The 22746-nt window shown below is 51.5% G+C and carries 23 protein-coding genes; 15 read left to right on the forward strand and 8 right to left on the reverse strand.

Going from position 1 to position 22746, the window contains the following annotated elements:
* Positions 1-45 precede the first annotated feature (45 nt).
* From GA0061070_RS05645 to GA0061070_RS05675, 7 genes are all read left to right on the forward strand, one after another.
* Complete coding sequence (locus GA0061070_RS05645; protein WP_035886058.1) at positions 46-1059, forward strand: ABC transporter substrate-binding protein; 1014 nt, start codon at positions 46-48, stop codon at positions 1057-1059.
* Between the two features lie 41 nt (positions 1060-1100).
* Positions 1101-1748, forward strand: coding sequence for a TetR family transcriptional regulator C-terminal domain-containing protein (locus tag GA0061070_RS05650; RefSeq protein WP_090134389.1), 648 nt, complete (start codon positions 1101-1103; stop codon positions 1746-1748).
* Between the two features lie 202 nt (positions 1749-1950).
* Positions 1951-3342, forward strand: coding sequence for an NAD(P)-dependent oxidoreductase (locus GA0061070_RS05655; protein WP_090134391.1), 1392 nt, complete (start codon positions 1951-1953; stop codon positions 3340-3342).
* The gene (gene preA / locus GA0061070_RS05660; RefSeq protein ID WP_090134394.1) at positions 3335-4639 is read left to right on the forward strand and encodes an NAD-dependent dihydropyrimidine dehydrogenase subunit PreA; all 1305 of its coding nucleotides are present in this window, start codon (positions 3335-3337) and stop codon (positions 4637-4639) included. Before GA0061070_RS05655 ends, preA begins: the two co-directional genes overlap by 8 nt.
* Positions 4640-4664: 25 nt before the next feature.
* A complete protein-coding gene (gene hydA, locus GA0061070_RS05665; RefSeq protein WP_090134396.1) occupies positions 4665-6113 on the forward strand; it encodes a dihydropyrimidinase in 1449 nt (482 codons plus the stop codon).
* A gap of 15 nt (positions 6114-6128) precedes the next feature.
* Complete coding sequence (locus tag GA0061070_RS05670; RefSeq protein ID WP_090134398.1) at positions 6129-7415, forward strand: Zn-dependent hydrolase; 1287 nt, start codon at positions 6129-6131, stop codon at positions 7413-7415.
* A 283-nt stretch (positions 7416-7698) separates the two neighbouring features.
* Positions 7699-8934, forward strand: a complete 1236-nt coding sequence (locus GA0061070_RS05675) for an EAL and HDOD domain-containing protein (protein ID WP_090134401.1) — start codon at positions 7699-7701, stop codon at positions 8932-8934.
* Positions 8935-9085: 151 nt separating this feature from the next.
* Here GA0061070_RS05675 and GA0061070_RS05680 read toward each other — a convergent pair whose 3' ends face one another.
* Complete coding sequence (locus tag GA0061070_RS05680; RefSeq protein WP_090134403.1) at positions 9086-9982, reverse strand: LysR family transcriptional regulator; 897 nt, start codon at positions 9980-9982, stop codon at positions 9086-9088.
* 360 nt (positions 9983-10342) lie between these two features.
* Complete coding sequence (locus GA0061070_RS05685) at positions 10343-11239, reverse strand: LysR family transcriptional regulator (RefSeq protein ID WP_090134405.1); 897 nt, start codon at positions 11237-11239, stop codon at positions 10343-10345.
* A 272-nt stretch (positions 11240-11511) separates the two neighbouring features.
* Here GA0061070_RS05685 and GA0061070_RS05690 point away from each other — a divergent pair, with 272 nt between their 5' ends.
* The 4 genes from GA0061070_RS05690 to GA0061070_RS05705 all read left to right on the forward strand — a co-directional run bounded on the left by GA0061070_RS05690 (position 11512) and on the right by GA0061070_RS05705 (position 14459).
* A complete protein-coding gene (locus tag GA0061070_RS05690; RefSeq protein ID WP_090134407.1) occupies positions 11512-11766 on the forward strand; it encodes a YdgH/BhsA/McbA family protein in 255 nt (84 codons plus the stop codon).
* A gap of 103 nt (positions 11767-11869) precedes the next feature.
* On the forward strand, positions 11870-12226 hold the full coding sequence (locus tag GA0061070_RS05695; protein ID WP_090134409.1) for a helix-turn-helix domain-containing protein: 357 nt from the start codon (positions 11870-11872) through the stop codon (positions 12224-12226).
* A gap of 641 nt (positions 12227-12867) precedes the next feature.
* The gene (gene ompC / locus GA0061070_RS05700; RefSeq protein WP_090134411.1) at positions 12868-13995 is read left to right on the forward strand and encodes a porin OmpC; all 1128 of its coding nucleotides are present in this window, start codon (positions 12868-12870) and stop codon (positions 13993-13995) included.
* A 209-nt stretch (positions 13996-14204) separates the two neighbouring features.
* Entirely contained in the window at positions 14205-14459 is a 255-nt protein-coding gene (locus GA0061070_RS05705; RefSeq protein ID WP_090134413.1) for a YdgH/BhsA/McbA family protein, read from the forward strand.
* A gap of 84 nt (positions 14460-14543) precedes the next feature.
* Here GA0061070_RS05705 and arsC read toward each other — a convergent pair whose 3' ends face one another.
* Complete coding sequence (gene arsC, locus GA0061070_RS05710) at positions 14544-14969, reverse strand: glutaredoxin-dependent arsenate reductase (RefSeq protein ID WP_090134415.1); 426 nt, start codon at positions 14967-14969, stop codon at positions 14544-14546.
* Positions 14970-14987: 18 nt separating this feature from the next.
* Between arsC and GA0061070_RS25100 the strand changes: the two genes are divergently transcribed.
* Entirely contained in the window at positions 14988-15164 is a 177-nt protein-coding gene (locus GA0061070_RS25100) for a hypothetical protein (RefSeq protein ID WP_167353535.1), read from the forward strand.
* A gap of 10 nt (positions 15165-15174) precedes the next feature.
* Here the strand turns inward: GA0061070_RS25100 and GA0061070_RS05715 are convergent, their stop codons facing one another.
* The 5 genes from GA0061070_RS05715 to yjbE all read right to left on the reverse strand — a co-directional run bounded on the left by GA0061070_RS05715 (position 15175) and on the right by yjbE (position 20523).
* Positions 15175-16581, reverse strand: coding sequence for a heavy metal sensor histidine kinase (locus GA0061070_RS05715; protein WP_090134491.1), 1407 nt, complete (start codon positions 16579-16581; stop codon positions 15175-15177).
* Between the two features lie 11 nt (positions 16582-16592).
* Positions 16593-17285, reverse strand: coding sequence for a heavy metal response regulator transcription factor (locus GA0061070_RS05720; protein WP_090134418.1), 693 nt, complete (start codon positions 17283-17285; stop codon positions 16593-16595).
* A gap of 426 nt (positions 17286-17711) precedes the next feature.
* A complete protein-coding gene (locus GA0061070_RS05730) occupies positions 17712-18044 on the reverse strand; it encodes a helix-turn-helix domain-containing protein (protein ID WP_043954427.1) in 333 nt (110 codons plus the stop codon).
* A 116-nt stretch (positions 18045-18160) separates the two neighbouring features.
* Positions 18161-19774, reverse strand: coding sequence for a methyl-accepting chemotaxis protein (locus tag GA0061070_RS05735; RefSeq protein WP_090134422.1), 1614 nt, complete (start codon positions 19772-19774; stop codon positions 18161-18163).
* Between the two features lie 500 nt (positions 19775-20274).
* A complete protein-coding gene (yjbE, locus tag GA0061070_RS05740) occupies positions 20275-20523 on the reverse strand; it encodes an exopolysaccharide production protein YjbE (RefSeq protein ID WP_090134493.1) in 249 nt (82 codons plus the stop codon).
* Positions 20524-20833: 310 nt separating this feature from the next.
* Between yjbE and GA0061070_RS05745 the strand changes: the two genes are divergently transcribed.
* The 3 genes from GA0061070_RS05745 to GA0061070_RS05755 all read left to right on the forward strand — a co-directional run bounded on the left by GA0061070_RS05745 (position 20834) and on the right by GA0061070_RS05755 (position 22521).
* Positions 20834-21400, forward strand: a complete 567-nt coding sequence (locus GA0061070_RS05745) for a LuxR C-terminal-related transcriptional regulator (protein WP_090134424.1) — start codon at positions 20834-20836, stop codon at positions 21398-21400.
* Between the two features lie 396 nt (positions 21401-21796).
* On the forward strand, positions 21797-22024 hold the full coding sequence (locus tag GA0061070_RS05750) for an Hha/YmoA family nucleoid-associated regulatory protein (protein ID WP_090134426.1): 228 nt from the start codon (positions 21797-21799) through the stop codon (positions 22022-22024).
* 263 nt (positions 22025-22287) lie between these two features.
* Positions 22288-22521, forward strand: a complete 234-nt coding sequence (locus GA0061070_RS05755) for a KTSC domain-containing protein (protein WP_090134428.1) — start codon at positions 22288-22290, stop codon at positions 22519-22521.
* The last annotated feature ends 225 nt before the right edge of the window (positions 22522-22746 follow it).

Here is a 22746-nt window from a genome sequence, read left to right on the forward strand (position 1 = left end):
GGCAATTAGCACCTATCCAGGTTCACTAACCCGAGGAGTTCTCTAATGATAAAAAGTTTCGCTTTGCGCCGGGGGTTGTTGCTGGCGGCAATGTCTGTACTGGCCTTTCAGGCGGCCGCCGCCGAGAAAGTCACACTGCAACTGAAGTGGTTGCCGCAATCACAGTTCGCCGGCTACTACGTGGCGCAGCAAAAAGGGTTTTATCAGGATGAAGGGCTGGATGTCACCATTAAACCCGGCGGCACAGATATCTCTCCAGTGCAGGTGATTGCCGGTAAATCCGCCGATGTGATTGTCGACTGGCTACCGGATGCGCTGGCCTCACGCGAAGCGGGCGTGCCGTTGGTGAATATCGCCCAGGTATACGATCGCTCCGGGATGATGCTGACCTGTAAAAAATCGAGCGGCATCAAAACCCCGGCCGATTTCAAAGGCAAAACTCTTGGCGTCTGGTACGGCGGCAACGAATATCCGTTCTTTAACTGGATGAACAAACTGGGTCTCAAGCCGGGTAAAGACATCACCATCTTAAAACAGGGCTTTAACGTTGATCCGCTGTTGCAGGATCAGGCCGCCTGTATTTCGACCATGAACTACAACGAATACTGGCAGTTGATCGACGCCGGGCTGAAGCAAGACGACTTAATCACCTTCCCGTATGAGGACCAGGGTGTTTCCACACTGGAAGATGGGCTGTATGTCCTCGGCTCCGATCTGAAAGATCCGGCATTCGTCAGCAAAATGGCGAAATTCCTCAAAGCGTCGTTTAAAGGCTGGGATTACGCGGTGAAACACCCGGATGAGGCGGCGAAAATCGTGGTGGCAGAAGATGCCTCCGGCGCCGCCACGGAAGAGGTGCAGACTCGCCAGATGGAGAACGTGGCGAAGCTTATCACCAATGCCAATACGCCGAAAATCGGCTATCTCGATCCGGCCGCGTACCGCCGCACCATTGATGTGTTGCTGCACAGCGGCGGCGATACGCCGGTTATCAAAAAAGATCCGGGAGACAGTGGCATGACGCACGAAGTCTGGGACGCCGCCGCCAAATTGAAATAACCCCCACCGCCAGGGAGGGCGGTTTTCTCACGGAGCACACTATGAATGAGGTTCTTCTCCACGGCGTGGTGGAATCACCCGATAAGGGACGCATTCGTCAGGATAACGAAGCCATTATCCTGCCAGCGGCGGAGCGCGTGTTTGCTCGCTACGGCTTTCGCGGCGCGACGATGCAACAGATTGCCGACGCCGCAGGTCTGCCGAAAGCCAATCTGCACTACTACTTCGGCAACAAACACAATCTCTACCTGCGGGTGCTGGAAAACATTCTCCACGACTGGTTGTCGCCGCTTGCGGGGATTTGCGCCAGCGCCGAGCCGAAAAGCGCGCTGGCGGAGTATGTCGGGCGCAAAATCCACTTTAGCTTCAGCCGCCCGGAAGCCTCCAAACTCTTTGCCAACGAGATCCTGCAAGGCGCGCAGATCGTACATCCATTACTGAAAAGCGAACTGCGGCAACTGGTGGAAGAGAAAGCGCGCATTCTCGATGGCTGGATTGCCGCTGGCAAAATGCGTGCGCTGGATACCACACACTTTTTCTTTACCGTCTGGTCGATGACGCAAACCTATGCCGATTTTGATATCCAGGTGGAAGCCGTTTGCGGCGAAGACGCTTACAGCGACACGATGCAGGCGCGCGCCACGCAGCATGTGCTGAGCGCCGTCTGGCGTATCTGCGGTCTGGAATAGCTTGCTGCTAAATGCAGCAATAAACGATAAATTTGGTGCGAAATGCACCAAAATGCGACGATCATTTTAGTGCAATCGATCCTGAAGATCCCAGAACCACTGATTCCGCCAGCCCTGTTGTCGTTGCCGTCAAGATGGCATACAAATCGCATGGCTATTTCTGAAAACTTAACCATCTGGTCAGGATTATTCAGGAGGCATAATGAACACTCTCGATACGCCGGGGATCTGCCCCGGTCGGCTGACGCCTGCGGAATATGCCCGTGCGTTCAGCGATGGCGACCCCGCGCTCTCTTCCCCTCAGGCAGTGTTGGAAGCGGAACGCTGCTACTACTGCTTTGATGCCCCCTGCACCCGCGCCTGCCCGGCGGAGATCGATGTACCGAGCTTTATTCAGCGTATTGCACAGAGTAACGATCGCGGCGCGGCGGAAGTGATCCTGCGGGCCAACATTCTTGGCGGCACCTGCTCGCGCGTCTGCCCGACAGAAACCCTCTGTGAACAGGCTTGCGTGCGTAATGCGCAGGATGGACGTCCTCTGGATATCGCCCGTTTGCAGCGCTATGCCACCGATCGCTTTTTCACCTCCCCCGGCAAACCGCTGTTTACTCGCGCCGCCAGTAGCGGTAAACGCGTGGCGATTGTTGGCGCCGGGCCTGCCGGACTGACTGTAGCGCATGCGCTGGCGCTCGCCGGACATGAGATTGACCTGTTTGATGCCCACGCGAAACCCGGCGGTCTGAACGCATACGGCCTGGCCCGTTACAAAGTAGCCGGGGATTTTCCGGCGCAGGAAGTGGAGTGGCTGCTGTCGGTGGGCGGTATCACCCTGCATTGCGGCCAGGCGCTGGGCCAGCACTTCACGCTGGCGCAACTGCGCGCAGAGTATAACGCGGTATTCCTTGGCCCCGGTTTAGCGGGCGTAAATGCGCTCGACAGTGACATGCCAGAACCACACGGCGTGCACGAAGCCGTCGAGTTTATTGCTGAACTGCGTCAGTGCGCCGATCTCAGCCAGATGCCGGTGGGCCGCAATGTGGTGGTGATTGGCGGCGGAATGACTGCAGTGGATGCCGCAGTGCAAGCGAAAAAGCTTGGCGCGCGCGAAGTAACGCTGGTTTACCGCCGTGGAGAAAGCCAGATGAAGGCCTCTCTGAAAGAGCAACTGTGGGCAAAAGCGTGTGGCGTCACATTGCGCTTTCTGGCCGCGCCACTGCGTTTTGAGCAGCAAAATAATCAGTTAACTGGTGTGACCTTTTCCCGGACGCAACAGACCGATGCAGGGCTGATGCCTGGCGGTGAAACCTTCACGCTGGCAGCGGATATGGTGCTGAAAGCGATTGGGCAAAGCTACGATCCGCGTCCGGCGCAGGGCGTGGCGTTAAGCGGTGGGCGCATCGCCGTTGACGAGGAAGGACGCACCTCGCTACCCGGCGTCTGGGCCGGTGGCGACTGCTGCGCAGGCGGGCTCGATCTCACTGTCGATGCGGTTAGGCAGGGCAAAGCCGCCGCGCGCTCCATCATGCTGGTACTGGCTATTTCGCAAGCCGACGCCGCCAATGCCACCTTTTTCCAGGAGCCTTCTCATGGCTGATCTGCACAGTAATTTTCTCGGCATTCACAGCCCCAACCCGTTCTGGCTGGCTTCCGCGCCGCCCACCGATAAAGAGTACAACGTCGAACGCGCTTTCCAGGCTGGCTGGGGCGGCGTGGTATGGAAAACGCTGGGGCTCGATCCGCACGTTGTTAATGTCTGTGGGCAGCGCTACAGCACCTTTCGCGGCGCGGACCGCCGTATTCTTGGGCTGAACAATATTGAGCTAATCACCGACCGCTCGCTGGAGACCAACCTTGAAGAGATCGCACGCATTAAGCAGCGCTGGCCGGATCGGGCTGTGGTGGTGTCGATCATGGTGCCCTGTGAGGAAGAAGCGTGGAAGTGGATCCTGCCGCAGGTGGAAGCGACCGGCGCGGACGGCATTGAATTGAACTTTGGTTGCCCGCACGGTATGAGCGAACGCGGCATGGGCGCAGCAGTTGGGCAGGTGCCAGAGTATATCGAAATGGTCACCCGCTGGTGCAAGCAGTACTGCCGCCTGCCAGTGATCGTCAAACTGACGCCGAACATTACCGATATCCGCTATCCGGCGCGGGCGGCAAAAGCGGGTGGTGCTGATGCGGTATCGCTGATCAATACCATCAATTCGGTGATGGGCGTTGATCTTGACCAGATGCTGATGACACCGCACACCGGCGATCAAGGTTCACACGGCGGCTACTGCGGCCCGGCGGTGAAACCCATTGCGCTGAATATGGTGGCGGAAATTGGCCGCGACACACCGACGCGCGGATTGCCGATCTCCGGCATTGGCGGTATCTCCACCTGGCACGATGCCGCCGAATTTATCGCGCTAGGCTGCGGGACCGTTCAGGTCTGTACGGCAGTGATGGTGCACGGCTTCCAGATTGTGCGCGACATGATAAGCGGCCTGGAAAACTACATGGATGAAAAAGATTTTCGCATGCTGGAGGATTTTCGCGGCATGGCGCTGGGCAGCGTGACCGACTGGCGCTACCTCAACCTCAATCACGTCGAAAAAGCCGTTATCGACCAGACAAGCTGCATCAAATGCGGGCGCTGCCACCTGGTGTGCGAAGACACCTCGCACCAGGCGATCTCCACCAACCTGATGGGAGAGCGTCACTTCGCCGTACGCGAGGAAGATTGCGTTGGCTGCAACCTCTGCGCCTCGGTTTGCCCGGTAGAAAACTGTATTTCGCTGCGCCACCTGCAACCCGGCGAAGTGGATAAACGTACCGGAAACGTGGTTTCCGACCAGTACGCCAACTGGACAACCCACCCCAATAACCCGATGGCGACCACGGCATAAACCGGGTCAGGCCCAGGAGAAGAGCATGTGTAATGTGTTGATTAAAGGTGGCACGGTGGTCAATGCGGACTGTCAGCGCCGCGCCGACGTGTTGTGCGTTGATGGCCTGATCGCCGCCGTTGGCGACGCCTCGCAGTGGGATCTTCCGGCACATACAGACGTTGTCGATGCCGGAGGCCTGTACGTGATGCCCGGAGGTATCGATCCGCATACCCATATGAATTTTCCGTTTATGGGTACGACAACGGTCGATGATTTCTACAGCGGCACAGCCGCCGCGCTGGCGGGCGGTACCACAACGATTATCGATTTTGTTATCCCCAATCCGCAGCAACCGCTGATGGAGGCGTATCAGCAGTGGCGCGGTTGGGCAGAAAAAGCCGCCGCCGACTACAGCTTCCACGTCGCCATTACCTGGTGGGATGAGAGCGTACGCGAGGATATGGGACAACTTGTACAGCAAGAAGGGGTGAACAGTTTTAAACACTTTATGGCCTACAAAAACGCCATCATGTGCGATGACGAAACGCTGATGAACAGTTTTCGCCGCTGCCTGGAGTTAGGCGCCATGCCAACAGTGCATGCGGAAAATGGCGAGATGGTGTACCTGCTGCAACAGGAGATGCTGAAACAAGGGATCACCGGTCCGGAGGCACATCCTCTCTCGCGCCCACCGGAAGTGGAAGGCGAAGCCGCCAACCGCGCTATTACCGTCGCCAGCATTATGGGCGTGCCGATTTACGTAGTGCATGTCTCCTGCCGGGAATCAGCAGAAGCGATTGCCCGCGCGCGCGGCCGTGGTCAGCGCGTTTACGGTGAAGTGCTGGCCGGCCATTTGGTGGTGGATGACAGCGTTTACCGCCACCCCGATTTCGCCTTCGCCGCCGCCCATGTAATGAGCCCACCGTTTCGCGATAAATCGCACCAGGCTGCGCTGTGGCATGGTTTGCAGTCCGGTCAGCTTCATACCACCGCCACCGATCACTGCACCTTCTGCGCCAGCCAGAAAGCCGCTGGACAGGATAATTTCACCACGATCCCGAACGGTTGCGGCGGCGTGGAGGAGCGTATGGCAGTGCTGTGGGATACAGGGGTTAACAGCGGCCGTCTGACGCCGAGTGAGTTTGTCGCCATCACTTCAGCCAATACTGCGCGGCTCTTTAACATCTACCCACGTAAAGGTGCGGTCACGCCCGGCGCGGATGCTGATCTGGTGCTGTGGGATCCGCAGGGCAGCAAGGTGCTGTCCGCTGCGACCCATCATTCACGCAACGACTTCAATATTTTCGAGGGCCGCATCGTCACTGGCGTTCCGGTCTATACCCTCAGCCAGGGCGTGGTGGTCTGGGCTGACGGTGCACTGCGCGCGCGTGAAGGCGCAGGCCGCTATATCAAACGCCCGGCCTTCGGACCGGATTTCAGCGCCGCTGCGGTCTGGGAGCGCCATCGCGCGCCGCAGGCCGTACAACGTTAATTTGGGAGAAAAAAGATGAGTGAAACGATCTCCGCACCGAACGCCGTGGTTGCGACGGGCGACCTGCGCATTAATGGCCAGCGTCTGTGGCAATCGCTGATGGATCTGGCGCAAATCGGCGCGACACCGAAAGGCGGTTGTTGTCGCCTGACGCTCACCGACCTTGATCGCCAGGGGCGCGATTTGGTAGTCGGTTGGGGCAAAGCGGCCGGACTGTCGGTGGAAATAGACCAAATCGGCAATGTCTTTATGCGTCGTGCAGGGCGAAATAACAGCCTGCCGCCCATCGTGGCCGGGAGCCATATCGATACCCAGCCGACCGGTGGCAAATTCGACGGTAATTTTGGCGTGTTATCCGCACTGGAAGTGATTCGCACGCTCAACGACAACGCTATTGAAACCGACGCGCCTGTCGAAATGGTGTTCTGGACGAACGAAGAGGGCTCACGCTTTGTTCCGGTGATGATGGGTTCTGGTGTTTTTGCCGGGATCTTTACGCTGGAGCAGGCCTATGCGGCGACCGATACCGCAGGCAAAACAGTATATGATGAACTGCGCAAAATTGGCTATGCGGGCGAGCATACGCCAGGCCAGCATCCGATTGGCGCCTATTTTGAAGCGCATATTGAGCAGGGGCCGATTCTGGAAGAGCAGGATATTGCCATCGGCGTAGTGCAGGCGGTGCTGGGGATCCGTTGGTATGACTGTACGGTTACAGGTATGGAATCGCACGCTGGCCCAACGCCAATGGCGATGCGCAAAGATGCACTGCAAGTAGCAACCGGCCTGATGCAGGAGGTGATCACCATCGCCAACCAGTTTGCCCCGCACGGGCGCGGAACCGTGGGCATGGTGCAGGTGCATCCTAACAGCCGTAACGTGGTGCCGGGCAGCGTCACCTTCTCTATCGATTTTCGCAATATGACCGATGCAGAGGTCGATAAGATGGATGTGGCACTGAAAGCCGTTATCCAGCAAACAGCGCAGAAAACCGGGTTGGATATCGCTCTGCGCCAGGTGTCGCAGTACCCGGCAGCGCCCTTCCATGCCGATTGTAAGGAGGCTGTACGCCGGGCGGCGCAGCAATTAGGTTATTCTCATATGGATATTGTTTCAGGAGCCGGACATGACGCCGTATATATGAGTATGCTGGCACCGACCGGAATGATCTTTATTCCCTGCAAAGACGGCATAAGCCATAACGAAATTGAATATTCATCGCCAGAACAGGTAAGCGTCGGCGCCAATGTGTTATTGCACGCGATGCTGGAAAAAGCCGGTGTTGTGGCGCGCAAGATCTGATGTCAGTATGGGAAGTAGCCCGATTGTCTGCCGTCGGGTTATTTTCTTGCCTCAGTTGCCGATAAATATCGCAATACTGTACGATCCTGCAATTCTGAATTTGACTTAAATTCCGCAGAAGTTTACAAAAGATACTGCCTTCCCCAGCTCCGACTTGCGCCTTTTCCGTTTTCGTCCAGGCTTCCATTTTACCCTACGGAAAAAATGGCGGGGATTGACCTGGTCAAGCTCGCGTATTACCGACTTTTAAAAGATTTACTGGCATCTGTAAATGGAGTTTCGCATGTTCTCTTTTGTCGCCCGCCAGGCGATTTTTGATGCAAATATGAACACAGTCGGTTACGAGTTGTTGTTCAGAGACAGTATGACAAACCGATTTCCGGACGTAACGCCGGAGTACGCGACTGCTCAAATTATTGTGGAACAATTTCTCGGTTCGCCACTGGGCCGCCTGAAAGAATACAGCGCTATTTTCGTCAACTTCCCCTATGAATTGCTGGTGCAGGGCATGGCGGAAACGTTGCCGAAAGACAGGGTGATAGTGGAAATCCTCGAAACGGCCAAACCAACGTCGCTGCTGCTGCACACGGTAAAACAGCTCTCTGCTCACGGTTTTCGCCTTGCGCTGGACGACTTCGAGCCTGGTGATACGTGGGATGACTTTCTCCCCTACATCAACATCATTAAATTTGATGTGCGGGTAAACACCCCGGAAGAAATAAGCGGCTATATCAAAGACAAAGGCACCTTACTAAAAGATACGGTGTTTCTGGCAGAAAAAGTCGAAACTCAGGAAGAGTATGAGTGCTTTAAAAATATAGGATGCACGCTGTTTCAGGGTCATTTTTTCAGCAAGCCGGTGATCCACGCCGCCAACAAGCTGATCCAGAACCAGGCCATCACCCTGAAGCTGATGAAAGAGGTGAATGCCGATTCACCGGATTTCAATAAGATCGAAGCGTTGCTGAAGCAGGATCTGGCGCTGTCGTTCAAAATCATGCGTTATGCACAAAACATTGTCTTTAACGCCCGCGGCATTAAACATATCCGCAGCCAGTCGTTAAAAGACATTATCTTCTATCTTGGCGCCAACGAGTTGCGCCGCTTCGTACTGGTCTCCTGCCTGACATCGGTGAATAAAGATGAGACCGATGATATTTATCGCCAGAGCCTGATTCGCGCCAAGTTTTGCGAACTGGCCTCGGCGCACTCTATCAGCCGCCACTCCGCAGACGATGCCTTTATTGTCGGCCTCTTTTCACAGCTCGACAGCATTTTTGAAATGCCGATGGCGGATCTGATAAGTCAGATTGATATTTCTGCCAACGTCATGCTGGCGCTGCGGGAAAAGAAAGGCGCGTTGTACCCTTACCTGCGCCTGATCGAACTCTACGAACAGCATCAGTGGGAAGAGGTAAGCGCCCTTGGTCACCGTCTGGGTTTCAACCGCAGCATGATTGCGGAGCTGGTTAAAGCGGCAACCAAATGGACCAACGATATTCCTTCTGACAGCCTCTGAGGCCATCAGCTCCAGCTAGCGTTTGTGGCAGATAATGCATCATCTGAAGCGCAAGCTGGAGCAATTTGATTTACCAATACTGCAGGTGGTGAGAAAGGTTACACGTTCCCTGCTGAAAGGGTGCTTAAACCTTATTATCGGGAAGGTTTTTTCAAAGCGGATGGCTACGCACGGCTTCAATAAACAAATGGAAAGCATTACTGTGCTGTTGCCGGTTCGGGTAATAGAGAAAATAACCGGGAAAAACCGGGCACCACTCATCTAATACCTGTACCAATTCGCCGGATGCCAGCGCATCGTTAACAAGATCCTCAGGTACATAAGCCAGACCAAGCCCGGCGCTCGCAGCTTCAACACACTGCCTCACCGTATTGACAATAAATCGCCCTTTCACTTTCACTTTTATTTCCTGCCCGGCCCCGGCGAATTCCCAGCAATAAATCCCTCCGCTCGTCGAGAGACGAAAATTAATGCACTGATGCTGATGTAAATCATCCGGTGTCACAGGTGCGGAATAACGTGAAAAATAATCGGCAGAACCGACAACTTTCATACGAAAATCGGGGCTAATGCGTACCGCAACCATATCTTTTTCAATGGATTCTCCCAGCCTGACGCCAGCATCAAAACGTTCAGCGACAATATTATTAAAACCATTGTCAATAAACAGTTCGACATTAATTTTTGGCCAGGCCTCCAGGAATTCTCTTACTTTTGGCCATAAATAAGCATCCGCCGCATGTTCACTGGTGGCAATGCGAATATTCCCCACTGGCAAACTATTATTGCTCGCTAGATCGTTAAGCTTTTCATCAATTTCTCCCAGACGCGGAACAAGGATATTCAGCAACTGTTCGCCAGCTTCCGTTGGTGCGACATTACGTGTGGTACGGATCAGCAACTTCACCCCCAGACGCTCCTCCAGCGTTTTCACCGAATGACTTAATGTCGATTGGGTAACGCCGAGTCTTGCCGCCGCTTTCGTAAAACTGCACTCACGAGCCACTTCAATAAACGATAACAGATTGACAATATTCTCTCGTAGCATTGATTTTGTGCGCTATTCCCAACATTAATTTTTATGTGTAGAAATCCTTTTCAGGCAACTCCCGGCGTCAGCATACGCTGATATTTCGCCAAGTCATTTAACACTTCAAGCTATTATTCTTAGCAATGGAATAATGCATGCACACCTAACCAGAAGGCCATCAAGCTGTCAGCGTGTTGGTAGATTGCGTTTTTCCGCTTGTTATTTCGCTGCTGCTTTTATCTATGAATATCGCTCATAAAGACATCCGCATAATCGCTTTATTAACCAATTGATAATTTTCTCGTTACCAGAATCTATTAAATTGATATAGAAACGCAGTAACCTCAGGGACGATGGTGTTACGCCATCTGGCATTATTCAATGCACAAAATAACGCAGCGTTTCAATTAAACGTGCAAAGGCGGCGGTATGCTGTTTACGGCTCGAATAGTAGAGAAAGTAGCCCGGAAAAGGTTCGCACCATTCATCGAGCACTGTCTCAAGTGTTCCCTGTGCCACCGCATCGGCCACGCAATCTTCCGGTACGAACGCCAGCCCCATTCCGCTGGTTGCCGCATTAATACGCGAAGCCAGATTATTGAAGGTTAATTGCCCTTCCACCCACACGCGGATCTCCTGTCCGTCTTTAGAAAATTCCCATGCATATAACCCACCAGGCGTCGGCAAGCGCATATTAATACAGTTGTGGTTCTGTAAATCATGCGGTGTTTGCGGTTTACCGTAACGAGCAAAATAAGCAGGAGAACCCGCCACAACCATGCGCCAGTCGGGGCCAATACGCACCGCCACCATATCTTTGGCAACCTGCTCGCCAGGGCGGATACCGGCATCATAACGCCCGTCAACAATATCAGTCAGGGTATTATCGATAGTTAATTCAACGTGAACATCGGGGTAGGTTTCGAGAAAAGGTTGCAGCACAGGCCATACGGTGGAATGCAAAGCGTGTTCGCCAAGTGTGATACGAATATTTCCCGCTATCCGATCGCGCATATCGGTCAGCACAATCAGTTCTTCCTCAATCTCGTTAAAACGCGGGCCAATACTATTAATTAATGATTCACCCGCTTCGGTTGTCGTAACACTGCGGGTAGTGCGTGTTAATAAGCGAATTTGCAGCCGCTCTTCCAGCCCGCGAATAGCATGGCTGAGCGCAGATTGCGATACACCTAATTTTGCTGCCGCTCGGGTAAAACTCCGCTCCCGCGCCACCACAATTAAATAGAACAGATCGTTAAAATTATCTTTTAGCATTTCTGCTCCTTTGTCAGATTACATCATTGCGAGTTATGCTACACTCTGCCTGCCATTAAATATATGTTCATAATTCACGAATCGTGCGGCAAAATGGCTCTAACTGCGAAGCAGGTCACTTGTTTTCATGCTATAGCCGACTTTTTAGATCACCTTTAATGAATTTACTTCATAACCTCAAGTAATAATCACCTCTTAATCAGCACTCATCCAGGCGGTATTATCACGCTCGTTATGGCAGTAATATTCCCCACAAAACTGACGAGGTTTTTATGCAACGTTTTACTTTTATCATGACCACTCTGTTTATTTTAGGTACAGCACAACAGGCCTTTTCGGCTGAGCAAATTAGCGACAGTACCGGCAAACAAAGAATTGGCGTGGTCTCTGTCAGCAATGCGCTGACGCTGGACGAACTGGTGAATAAGCTTGCCGATAAAGCCGATCAGCAAGGCGCGAGCGCTTTTCGGGTCTTAGCAACAACCGGCAATAATAAACTTCACGGTGATGCCGAACTCTATAAATAACGGCGCGGCAATCCCCTCCGCTCATTCACCGAAGACGTCTGGTATTTTAATCAACCGGGATTGTATTTGACAAAAAATCAAGGTTACTAAAAAGGATGCTTCAGTGGTTAAACTCGAACATATCATTGATGAGTTAATAATCTGGATTGACAGAAATATTCATAAGCCACTGAAAATAGAAGATGTGGCACAGCGTTCCGGCTATTCAAAGTGGCATCTGCAACGTGTTTTCTATCAAGTGAAAAATACCAACCTGGCGAATTATATTCGCGACAAAAAACTGGAAATGGCGGCAAGCGATTTAATCCAGAGTGACGAAAGCATACTCTCAATTTCGTTGAAATATGGCTTCGACTCGCAGCAGTCGTTCACCCGTAGTTTTGCAAAAAAATACCGTTTACCACCCTCGCGCTTTCGGCGTTTGAACGGCAAGACAAACACCTCCCACGCACCAATTTGATTCTACCTGCCCTTTTCTTTTGAGGATCCTGATGTCGGATTTTTTCATCAGCCGCCCCATTTTTGCCTGGCATGTTGCCGCTGGTAAGCCGCCACCGTTTCCCCGGCACGAGAAGCCACGATGAGGACAACAAATTTTCAAGCAAGAGGCCGGAATTTCCGGTCTTTTTTATTTTACTGCTATGTTAATATTTTCTATTCATATTAATTATATTTAGCCATGCGGCAGCGACAGATATTCGAAAATCAAACATCTGCTATTAGCAGTGAACAATAAAAACTGCCTGATTAACCATTGAAATTTAAAAGCACATATTGCCAATAAAACTCCCGGGGAACACCCCGGGATATAAAAAATAAGCAATAGACAACTAAAAAATGCAATGAGGTTAATAAAACGCTATCAACCTAACCTGGTTATGGCCCTAAAATATTATCGATATGTGCGATAAAAAATAGTTCAACTGAATCAAGGTAAATATTTATCAATCTGTGCTAAAAATAATTTACATATTTACAGCAGCGGATCCTGGGTGATAAACAGTACGTTACAACTTGAATTAACCATGAACCATTTTCATAAATGGTGGCAGATTCTTGTTGCTATTAAAAAACAGTGGCAATTTCTAAGGGTTTATTTATATGAAAATTTCTCAACTGAGTCTTTTAGTCTCTGCTGCGGTACTGTGCTCTTCCGTACAGGCAGCAGAAATCTATAATAAAGACGGTAATAAGTTAGACTTATATGGTTTAATTTCAGCAGAACATTATTTTTCTGATAATAGCGGCTGGGATGGTGACCAGACTTATATGCGTCTTGGTTTCCGTGGTGAAACCCAAATCAACGACCAGCTCACGGGTTACGGCCAGTGGCAGATGCATATCGATGCCAATAAATCCGAAGGCGACACCAATACACCACGCACTCGTTATGGTTTTGCTGGTTTAAAATTCGCCAATTACGGCTCACTGGATTACGGTCGTAATAAAGGCGTTTTGTATGACTCACTGGGTTATACCGATATGCAGCCTGAGTTCGATGGCATGACCTACGGTTCCGATCAGTTTATGTTCAGCCGTGGTAACGGCATGCTGACTTACCGCAACTCTGATTTCTTCGGCCTGGTTGATGGCCTGAATTTCTCCCTGCAATATCAGGGTAAAAATGACGGAGCGGGAGAATCTGGTGCCGGCCGTAATGTGCTGCGCCAGAATGGCGACGGCTATGGTATGTCGCTGGAATATAAAATTGGCGCAGGCGTAAGCGTTGTCGGTGCAATGAGTTCTGCTGATCGTACTAATGCGCAGAATGATACGGCCAATATTTATGGCAGCGGCAAACGCGCTGAAGCCTATTCCGGCGCAATCAAATATGATGCCAATAATATTTATCTGGCAGCCATGTTTACTCAGGCGTATAACGCTTCACGCTTTGGTAGTTCATCCAGCGATACGCAAACCTTCGGTTATGCTAACGAATCGCAGATTTTCGAAGCCTACGCCAGCTATCAGTTCGATTTTGGCTTACAGCCGTTCGTTGCGTATAACGCGCTGAAAGGCAAAAAAATCGGCAGCAATACCAGCGGTGTTAGCTATAGTGATGAAGATATCGAAAAATATGTTGACCTGGGTGCAACTTACTATTTCAACAAAAACTTCAATATGTTCGTCGATTATAAAATTAACCTGATCGATGATGATAAATTCACCCAGGCGGCTGGCATCAATACCGATGACGTTGTTGCTGTAGGTATGGTTTACCAGTTCTGATTCTCTACAGAGGCGGCACTCGCCGCCTCTTTTCCCCTCCGCGGAGATTGTATTGTTCTCTGTACGTAACCTCTTTTTATTAAAAGAATTGTTGAGTTTTGTTATCTGACAAGTTCGTAATTTTCAGGTCAGAATATTGTCAGCCTCGCCGCGTAAAATAGCAGCTGTAAAGACGATTTTTTACTTCTGTATAGTATGAGGTGGTTAAGATGAAAAAGGTTACAGCAGCGCTTTTCGCAACGACTCTGGTTATTTTCTCAACGGCAACATGGGCAGCAACGCAAGTGACGTCCACAGCCGGTTTGAACGAGATTGGCAGCGTCTCCGTGTCCGGTGCAGATACCTTAAGTGACCTGCAACACCAGTTGCGACAGAAAGCAACTCAGGATGGTGCCAGCAGCTTTAAAATCGTTTCTGCCGGTGGCGATGATAAATATTATGGTGTTGCAACACTGTATAAATAAGCCGCAGGCCGGATATCCGGCAGACAGTGAATGAAAAGGGAGGCCAGTCGCGCCTCCCTTCTCTTTTCTCACTCAGAAAAGCCGTTATGCGATCCGCTTACCTGCGGCATCCACAACCTGCTCGCCATCTTCTTTCGTGAATGCTCCTTTTTGCTGACCGGGCAGAATATCCAGCACCACTTCCGAAGGGCGACATAGCCGCGTACCCAACGGCGTCACCACGATCGGACGATTGATCAGGATCGGATATTTCAGCATAAAATCGATCAACTGCGAGTCAGTGATAGTCTCCTCCGCCAGCCCCAGTTGTTCATAAGGCGCGACGTTTTTACGCAGCAGCGCTCGCACCGAAATGCCCATATCCGCAATTAACTTCGTTAGTTCATCACGCGATGGCGGCGTTTCAAGATAGAGAATAACGGTCGGCTCTTCGCCGCTGTTACGGATCATCGCCAGCGTATTGCGTGACGTGCCGCACTCCGGGTTGTGATAAATGGTAATGTTGCTCATAGCGATGTCCCGTTATGGGTGAATAGAGAGGCGCAGCGCCAGTGCTACCAGCGTGACAAACAGTACCGGCAGCGTCATGACTATGCCGGTACGCCTTTAGGCGATGAATCTGACGTAGAAGAACGACGTATTTCGCTTCGGAGTAACCTGCGTCGCGAGGAGTGCGGCGGGATTTTCCCCGCCGCTTCAGCATAAAAAAGTGCTCTTAGCGCTTTTCAGCCTCAAGGTTGTCCGCCTCACGCTTCAGTGCCAGGGTAAAGCCGAAGGTATTGATCCCATTGACACTGGTGGCAAACACATCACCTTGATGCATATTCGCCACTGCGCGGACAATCGACAGCCCCAGCCCGTGGTGTGTATCGCTGCGGGTGCGGGAGGCATCCACACGATAGAAACGTTCAAACAGCCGCGCAAGGTGGTTTTGTGCAATCTCCTCGCCGTGATTCGACACTGCGACATGCGCCAGTTCACCGACATTTTTCAGCCGCACAATAATTGTGCTGCCCTGCGGCGCATGGCGGGCGCTGTTTTCCAGTAAATTCGCCAGCGAACGGTGGAACAGACGGCGGTCAATAGATGCCGTTACATCCCCTTCGACCTGCACCTGAAGGTTCTTCTCAGCAAACGAAGGCTCGACATACTCAAAGGTTTTGTAAGCCTCTTCGCGCAGAGAAACCGTGGTGAGTTGCGTGGCGTGTTCGCCCGCCTGGGCATGGGATAAAAACAACATATCGTTGACGATGGAGGTCATGCGCTCCAGCTCTTCGAGGTTGGACTCCAGCAGATCCTGTAACTCCTCGACGGAACGCTGACGCGACAAGCCAAGCTGCGTCTGACCAATCAGGTTGGTCAGCGGAGTGCGCAATTCATGCGCTACATCGGCATTAAAGCTCTCCAGTTGTCGCCAGGCGATCTCCTGGCGCTCCAGCGCGCCATTAAACGAGACCGCCAGCGTTTGCAGCTCGTCCGGCAAGGTGTGCGCTTGCAGACGCTGGCCATGGTTACCCGGCGCAAGTTGGTGTGCTTGCTCGCTCAATGTATTCACCGGACGCATACCGAAACGGGCGATCAGGTAACCCAGCAGCGCAATCAGGAAGACACCGATACAGCTGGCCAGCACCAGTGCGCGGGTAAATTCATATAGCGTGCCCATATAAGGCGTGGAATCGATCGCTACCACATAGCGCATCGCCGGACGTTCGCCGCTCGCCGGGATTTCGCGCGAGTAGAGGAACAGCAGACAGGACGCTTCCGTTTCACCAGGCGCGGTGCTGAACCCCTCTTTCAGCGAAGCCCATTCAACACCTTTCGGCGGCGGGCCGCCCATATCAAAGTGGGCGTCATCGGCCACCAGCCAGTACTTCACGCGCCCGCCTTCATAGGAGGAGAGCGTGTTAAATTTGGTGGACAGGGATTTCCAGCCGTCGATCGACTGGCGGTTTTCCACCCACGGCGCCATCAGCGACTCGCGGAATAATAGTTCGTTATGCATCTGGCTTTGCAGCGACTCATACAATGAGCTTCTGAGCACAACGCCAAAGGTGACGACGATAAACACATACGCCACGGCGAACATCAGCGCCATGCGTCCGGCAATCGAGTGTTTACACAAAGAGAGCGCGTTCAACTGGCTTTGCTCTCCACGCGGGTTTCCAGCACATATCCCATACCGCGCACCGTATGCAGCAGCTTAACGGAATAAGGATTATCAACTTTCGCGCGCAGGCGTTTAATCGCCACTTCGACCACATTGGCATCGCTGTCAAAGTTCATATCCCAGACCTGTTCGGCGATCATCATTTTCGACAAGATTTCGCCCTGATGACGCGCCAGCAGGCTCAGCAGCGCGTACTCTTTCGCCGTCAACTCGAGACGGTCACCGCCGCGCGTTACGCGCCGCGCCAGCAGATCGAGGTGCAGATCGTGGATATGCAACTGAGTGATGTCCGCGCCGTCGCCAGGTCTGCGGCGCAGCAGCGCCTGAATGCGCGCCACCAGTTCGATCAGCGAAAAGGGTTTTGGCAGATAATCATCCGCGCCCTGGCGCAGCCCTTTTACCCGTTCCTCAACCGAGCCGCGCGCCGAGAGCATCAGCACCGGCGTCTGTTTACAGGCACGCAGCCGCTCCAGAATCTGGTAACCGTCCATACCGGGCAACATGATATCCAGCACAATCGCATCGTACTCGTACTCCAGCGCCATGTGCAGCCCTTCGACGCCATTATCAACGACATCAAGGGTGAAACCCTGTTCGCTCAGCGCACGATTAATATATGACGAGGTCTTTTCCTCGTCTTCGATGAGTAACAGCTTCAAAGGGGCGACTCCTTAAATGTTCCGGCACCTGCCGCAAACCTATTCATATACCCTAAATAATTCGAATTGCATAAAGGCGACAACACAGTGACAAATTCGTCGGAAACGAATTTGCCCAACCGAAGGTTGGCCTCCGGTGAGAGACAGGATGTCTCTCAGTAATCCTCAGGAGCTTACATAAGTCCGTGACTGGGGTGAGCGACAAATCTGCCGGGAGCAGATTTGAACGCTGCAAGCAGCAGCCCCGAAGGGGTAAGGCTCAGGGATGAGCCGAATAAAAAAGCCAGCGCACATGCAACTTGAAGTATGACGGGTATAGCCGCAATTTTACCGCTGTTGGGCTGAAATTTAGTTGACATTTTTTCACCGTTTTAGCGACAAAATGCAACCTGATGATTAACCACATATCGTGACGTCAATTCTGCGCTAGCCTTGATGGTACCGACGCCATACACCCGGCGGCATATGATATTTACGGGCAAAGGTGCGGGTGAAGGTTTGCTGTGAGTCATAACCATAACGCGTAGAAATGGTGATGATCGAATCTTCCGTCGTCAGCAACGCTTCGGCAGCGCTTTCCAGCTTCTTATTGCGGATATATATCCCCAACGGTACCTGCATCACTTCCTGAAAAAGACGCTGTAAATGCCATTTTGAATAACCAGCCCGCGTGGCAACATCGCGAATTCTGAGCGGTCGGTCGAGGTTTTCATCGATCCACTGCTGGATCTCATGTACCACCATCTGTTGCATACCCATCGAGAAAGCCTCCTTATTAAGGAGCTTTCACCTTAACGCAGGGATACTGACTCAAAAGTGACGCGAAAATGATAATCCTGTCAGTTTTGTTACCCCAGCGGGCAGAGGTAAGGTTTTCAGGCGTCAGCAAGCCGTGCCGTGTTGAGCGGCTGTGCCGAATTTTCCCGCCGGGCGTGTTCGGTGCGGAAAACGCTCATCAACGCCACCAGATTCCGTGACTGATCGCGCAAATGATCGACCGCCGAACTGGAGGCGCCCACCAGCGCGGCATTCTGCTGCGTTACCTGATCGAGTTGGGCAATCGCATCGTTCACCTGCGCAACACCCAATTCCTGCTCCTGGGTGGTCATGCCAATTTCGTTGATCATTTCAGCGACATGGTGCGACTGCTTAACCAGCTCGCCGATGGTGAAACCAGCATTGTTGACCAGCGTTGCGCCGTTATCCACACAATCAATACTGGCCTGAATCAGCCCTTTGATCTCTTTCGCCGCCGTGGCGGAGCGCAGCGCCAGTGAACGCACCTCTCCTGCAACCACGGCAAAGCCGCGCCCGTGCTCACCGGCTCGCGCCGCTTCCACTGCTGCATTGAGCGCCAGGATATTGGTCTGGAAGGTGATGCCGTCGATAACGGTAATGATCTCGCCGATTTTGCGCGCGCTCTGGCTGATCTCATCCATGGTGCGCACAATATTGTCGATCGCTTCTCCGCCTTTAGCGGCAATGTCGCTGGCAGCGGTGGCCTGCTGGTTGGTGACGCGAACCGTGTCGGCATTCTGGCGAATGGTCTGGCCGATTTGCTCCATTGACGCCGCCGTTTGTTGCAGGCTGGCCGCCTGCTGCTCCGTGCGCTGGCTGAGATCCATACTGCCCGCCGCCACGCCGCTGGCGCCTGCTGAGATCGATTCGCTGCTCTCACGAACCTGCGCCACAATGCGATTGAGGCTTTGACGCATTGCCTCCATCCCGGCCAACAAGCTGTGGCGATCGCCAGCCGCCAGCATCACTGGCATTGCCAGATTGCCCTCGGCAATATCGTGTACCACACGCAGTGCATAAGCCGGTTCACCGCCCAGTTGCCGCTTGATAAACCGCGTGGCAAACCAGGCGATCAACACGCCAAGCAGCGTTGCCGCTGCGGCCAGCATCAGCAGCAGATCGCCGGAAGCGCGCGCACCGCCAGTGGTCTCCGCTGCCGCCGTGGTCGTGCTGGCCTGCTGGCGCTGGATCATCAAGGTGATTTCATTAAACAGTTGTGCCTGAACCGGTTGCAGTTTATCCACCGCCATCGACTGAGAGTCGAGCATCTGGCCATTTTTAGCCATGCTCACCGTCTGGCGCACAACTGCGGCATATTGCGCCTGCGTCTGTTTAAAACGCTCCAGCATCTGCTGAATATCGCTGCCCTGAATATTCTGCTGTAACTGTTTAACCAGCGTGTCGATACGCTGGATTGCCGTTTCGGTGACCTTCTCTTCTGCCTCTTGTTTATCGGCGTCATCCTGAAACACCATAATAAAGGTTGCTTTAGTGGCGTTATTTAAGGTGTCCTTTAGCTCCTGCATCACTAGCAGGTTAGTCAGATGATATTTCTCGTAATATTCAATGTGCTTGCTGGTGCTGAGTAATTCTGTCCGCCCAAAAATCGCCACCAACAAACTGATCACAATAATGAAAGCAAAACCGGTGCCTAAAAGCGCACCAAGAGAGAAGGGTTTGATGACTCGCATAGTATCCCTCGTAGTGTTTCAACGAATTCCGCAATCTGAGCAATGTGTGTGATTTCACTATACGAAGACCATAACCTTACGGAAAATATGAAATTACGATGGGATCGCTGAATGGCATTAGCCCCTTGTCATGCCGCCAGGTGGGGTTTATAACCGCTTTAATCACAGTGCTGGTAAGCGCCAGCAAGCCGCGCTGGTAATAAAAGGCAGAGGCCACTATACCCAGTAATAAAGAAGAAGCCGAATGCACCGCCGCTGCCCACAAGCGGTTCGAGCATTTATTGCTGAAATGCTGGCACCCGAATACTTATTATAGGTTCACGTCCCACCGGGGGATTCGCTACGTTGCCAGGCTGTAAGACGCGGTGCAATCAGCGCCACTCGCGCACAATTACGGGACACAGCCTAAAGCCTGGTCGATGTTGTCCGTTATGCAGGGCAGCAGGGAGTCATCCTGGCTCCCTTTTTTATCAGGCAACACATTACGGTCTTAATTCACCTCACTTCGACGGTGTGGTGGTGGTGGTGGTACTGGTCGACGTGTTACTGCCGTTGTCCCCGCCGCCAATTGCCAGCAATGCCAGCCCGGTGACAGCGGCAACGCCTGCGACACCAACCCAGGCCGAACTCCCAATAGCACTCTCTGAAGCATTACTTCCCGCAGCCGAACCTTCGGCTACAGGTGCTGCGTGTGCCAATCCAGAAATAATTAAACTAACGACCAAAATAATGCGATGTAAATGCGTCATGATCCAACCCTCATATTTTATTGGGACCATCAGCACTTTAAATCTCATTCACAAAATAAGATCGCAAATTAAGACATTCCTCGACAATATGGAAACAATTGGGAGATTCCTCAGCTAAAATAAATTATCTAAGCGAAGCGGTAATAGCTTGCATAAAACAAAAATAAGAATATCCTCAGTTAACAACTTTTTGGCAGTATGATACAGATCAAACTATAAAGAAAAGATAAGAAGGATCAAAAAGCAGGAACCATTTTTTACTCGCCAATGTTTTTACACACAGTTTCATACGATCCGGGAGGATGTTAATATGGGAAGAAATATAGATATCGTATTGTTCAAAATTAATTGCTCTTATACTAAAAAAGGTATAATTCAATTAGTAAAAGAAATTAGAAATTGCAGTGAAATACAGATTGCCATTAATTTTAGTGCGCCTTTTTCCAATCGCGGGATGCTGGTTGTGACTAAAGGTCATTTTTTGCCGTTTACCCTGGTGCACACACCTATAATTGTGATTCCCGATAAGATACAAGTGGATGTTTTATTAGATATTTTAACTGAATTCATAAATGGCCGCGTCAGTAGCCATGTAAAAACCATTCGACTAGGTCGTCGAGAAATCGCAATCCTGAAGGGCATGATCTTCGAAAAGAGCGATGATGAGATATCTAACCTACTGAGTATTAACAAAAAAACAGTATCCTCACATAAAGACAACATTAAGAAGAAAATCTCAGCCAACTCCAGAATTGATATTTTTTACGCTTTCAGTATTTTTCCATTCAAAGATTTTGGACTGGCAGAAAATGAGGAAGAAATAATGCCTTGCCCCCAGCAAAAAACACCAAATCGTAAAGTGGTGGCCTACAGTTGATTACAGTCGATAAGTCGAAATAAAAATGTAATACTCACAACGTAAACCATAATAATTCCGTATAAAAAATGCTCTGTACCTGGTTTACGTTTGAGTTGGGTAGCATAAAAAAACAATAACAGCAAGGTTATCGTCGGTGATTTTTTTTAGTGTTTCCGACGGTCCTGGAACGAATCACTTTAAAATGTTTATAAAATGAAAACACAATTATAACCAGCAGCATACCAATCACAGCCAGTTCAATGATGATCATTTTTCGCACTCGCCAAAGAGAGGAGACTTTATTAACTGCTGAACAGCGTAGCGCGTCAATAGCTGATACAGAAAATAAGACTGACCTCACTACAAACGTTATTTTGAAAACATGTATTCATTTAAAAACAAGAGAAAATTACCATGCCTACTAACCTTTGTAGTATGACAACCCTGCGCCACTATTATCTGCGTATTTTACGCCGCTATTCCTCGCTCAATGCAGTTGAACAAATTTATGAGCTTCGGAGCCAAAAGCTAACCGGAATAGAGTTGGAAGCGCTGATCAGCGCCAGCGATCATCGCCGCGCCGAGCTTGTTCACCACTGCCGCTGGCTGAAAGTTCCGGCCAGCGCATGGCGCAATGTGTAGGTTACTGAGCGTCATTTATTCACCTTAGAGCCTGGTCCAGTAGGCGTATATTGTTGCAGCCAGTTTGGGCACGGACAGCGCGCAACAACCAGAGCGTACACGCAGTACGTGAGGATGTGAGCACTGCCCAGGACCAAAATGGCAAATACAATAGCCTGGTGGGCCAGGCTCTTTGTTATGCAAAAAAAGTCTTATCAGTAGTAAATCTTTTTAATCGCCTGCCGATAGCTTAAAAGTCTTTTATGACGTTGACAGGACAAAAAATGAAAAGACATCCCCTTTCTTGCAGAGCGCTAAAGGCAGCAGGTTATGACCCGAACTCCAGTGTGCTGGAGCTTGAGCACAGTAATGGCCGCGTTGAGCAGTACCTCGGCGTACCACCGAAGATCTGGCAGGTTTTTTTGATGAGTCAGCAGCAGGAAGCCTACTTCCGCGAAAATATTGCCAACAGCTACTTGAAAATCACCGTTGAGCCAGCGAATCGTAGCCGCTTTTAGACTGTAACACGGTCATTTTTATTGTTTTTGTGTTAACATTGTCTTCCCGCGCAGATAACGCGGCTTCCTGTAGACTAAGAGCCTGGCCCAGTAGGCGTATATTGTTGCAGCCAGTTTGGATACGGACAGCGCACAACAACCGGAACGTACACGCAGTACGTGAGGATGACTCGCTTCACTCGCCCTAAAGGGCCGCCGCAAGTGGCGTTCAAAATGCTGTAACAT

Origin of the sequence: Kosakonia oryziphila (assembly GCF_900094795.1) — a bacterium.
GTDB classification, from domain to species: Bacteria; Pseudomonadota; Gammaproteobacteria; order Enterobacterales; family Enterobacteriaceae; genus Kosakonia; species Kosakonia oryziphila.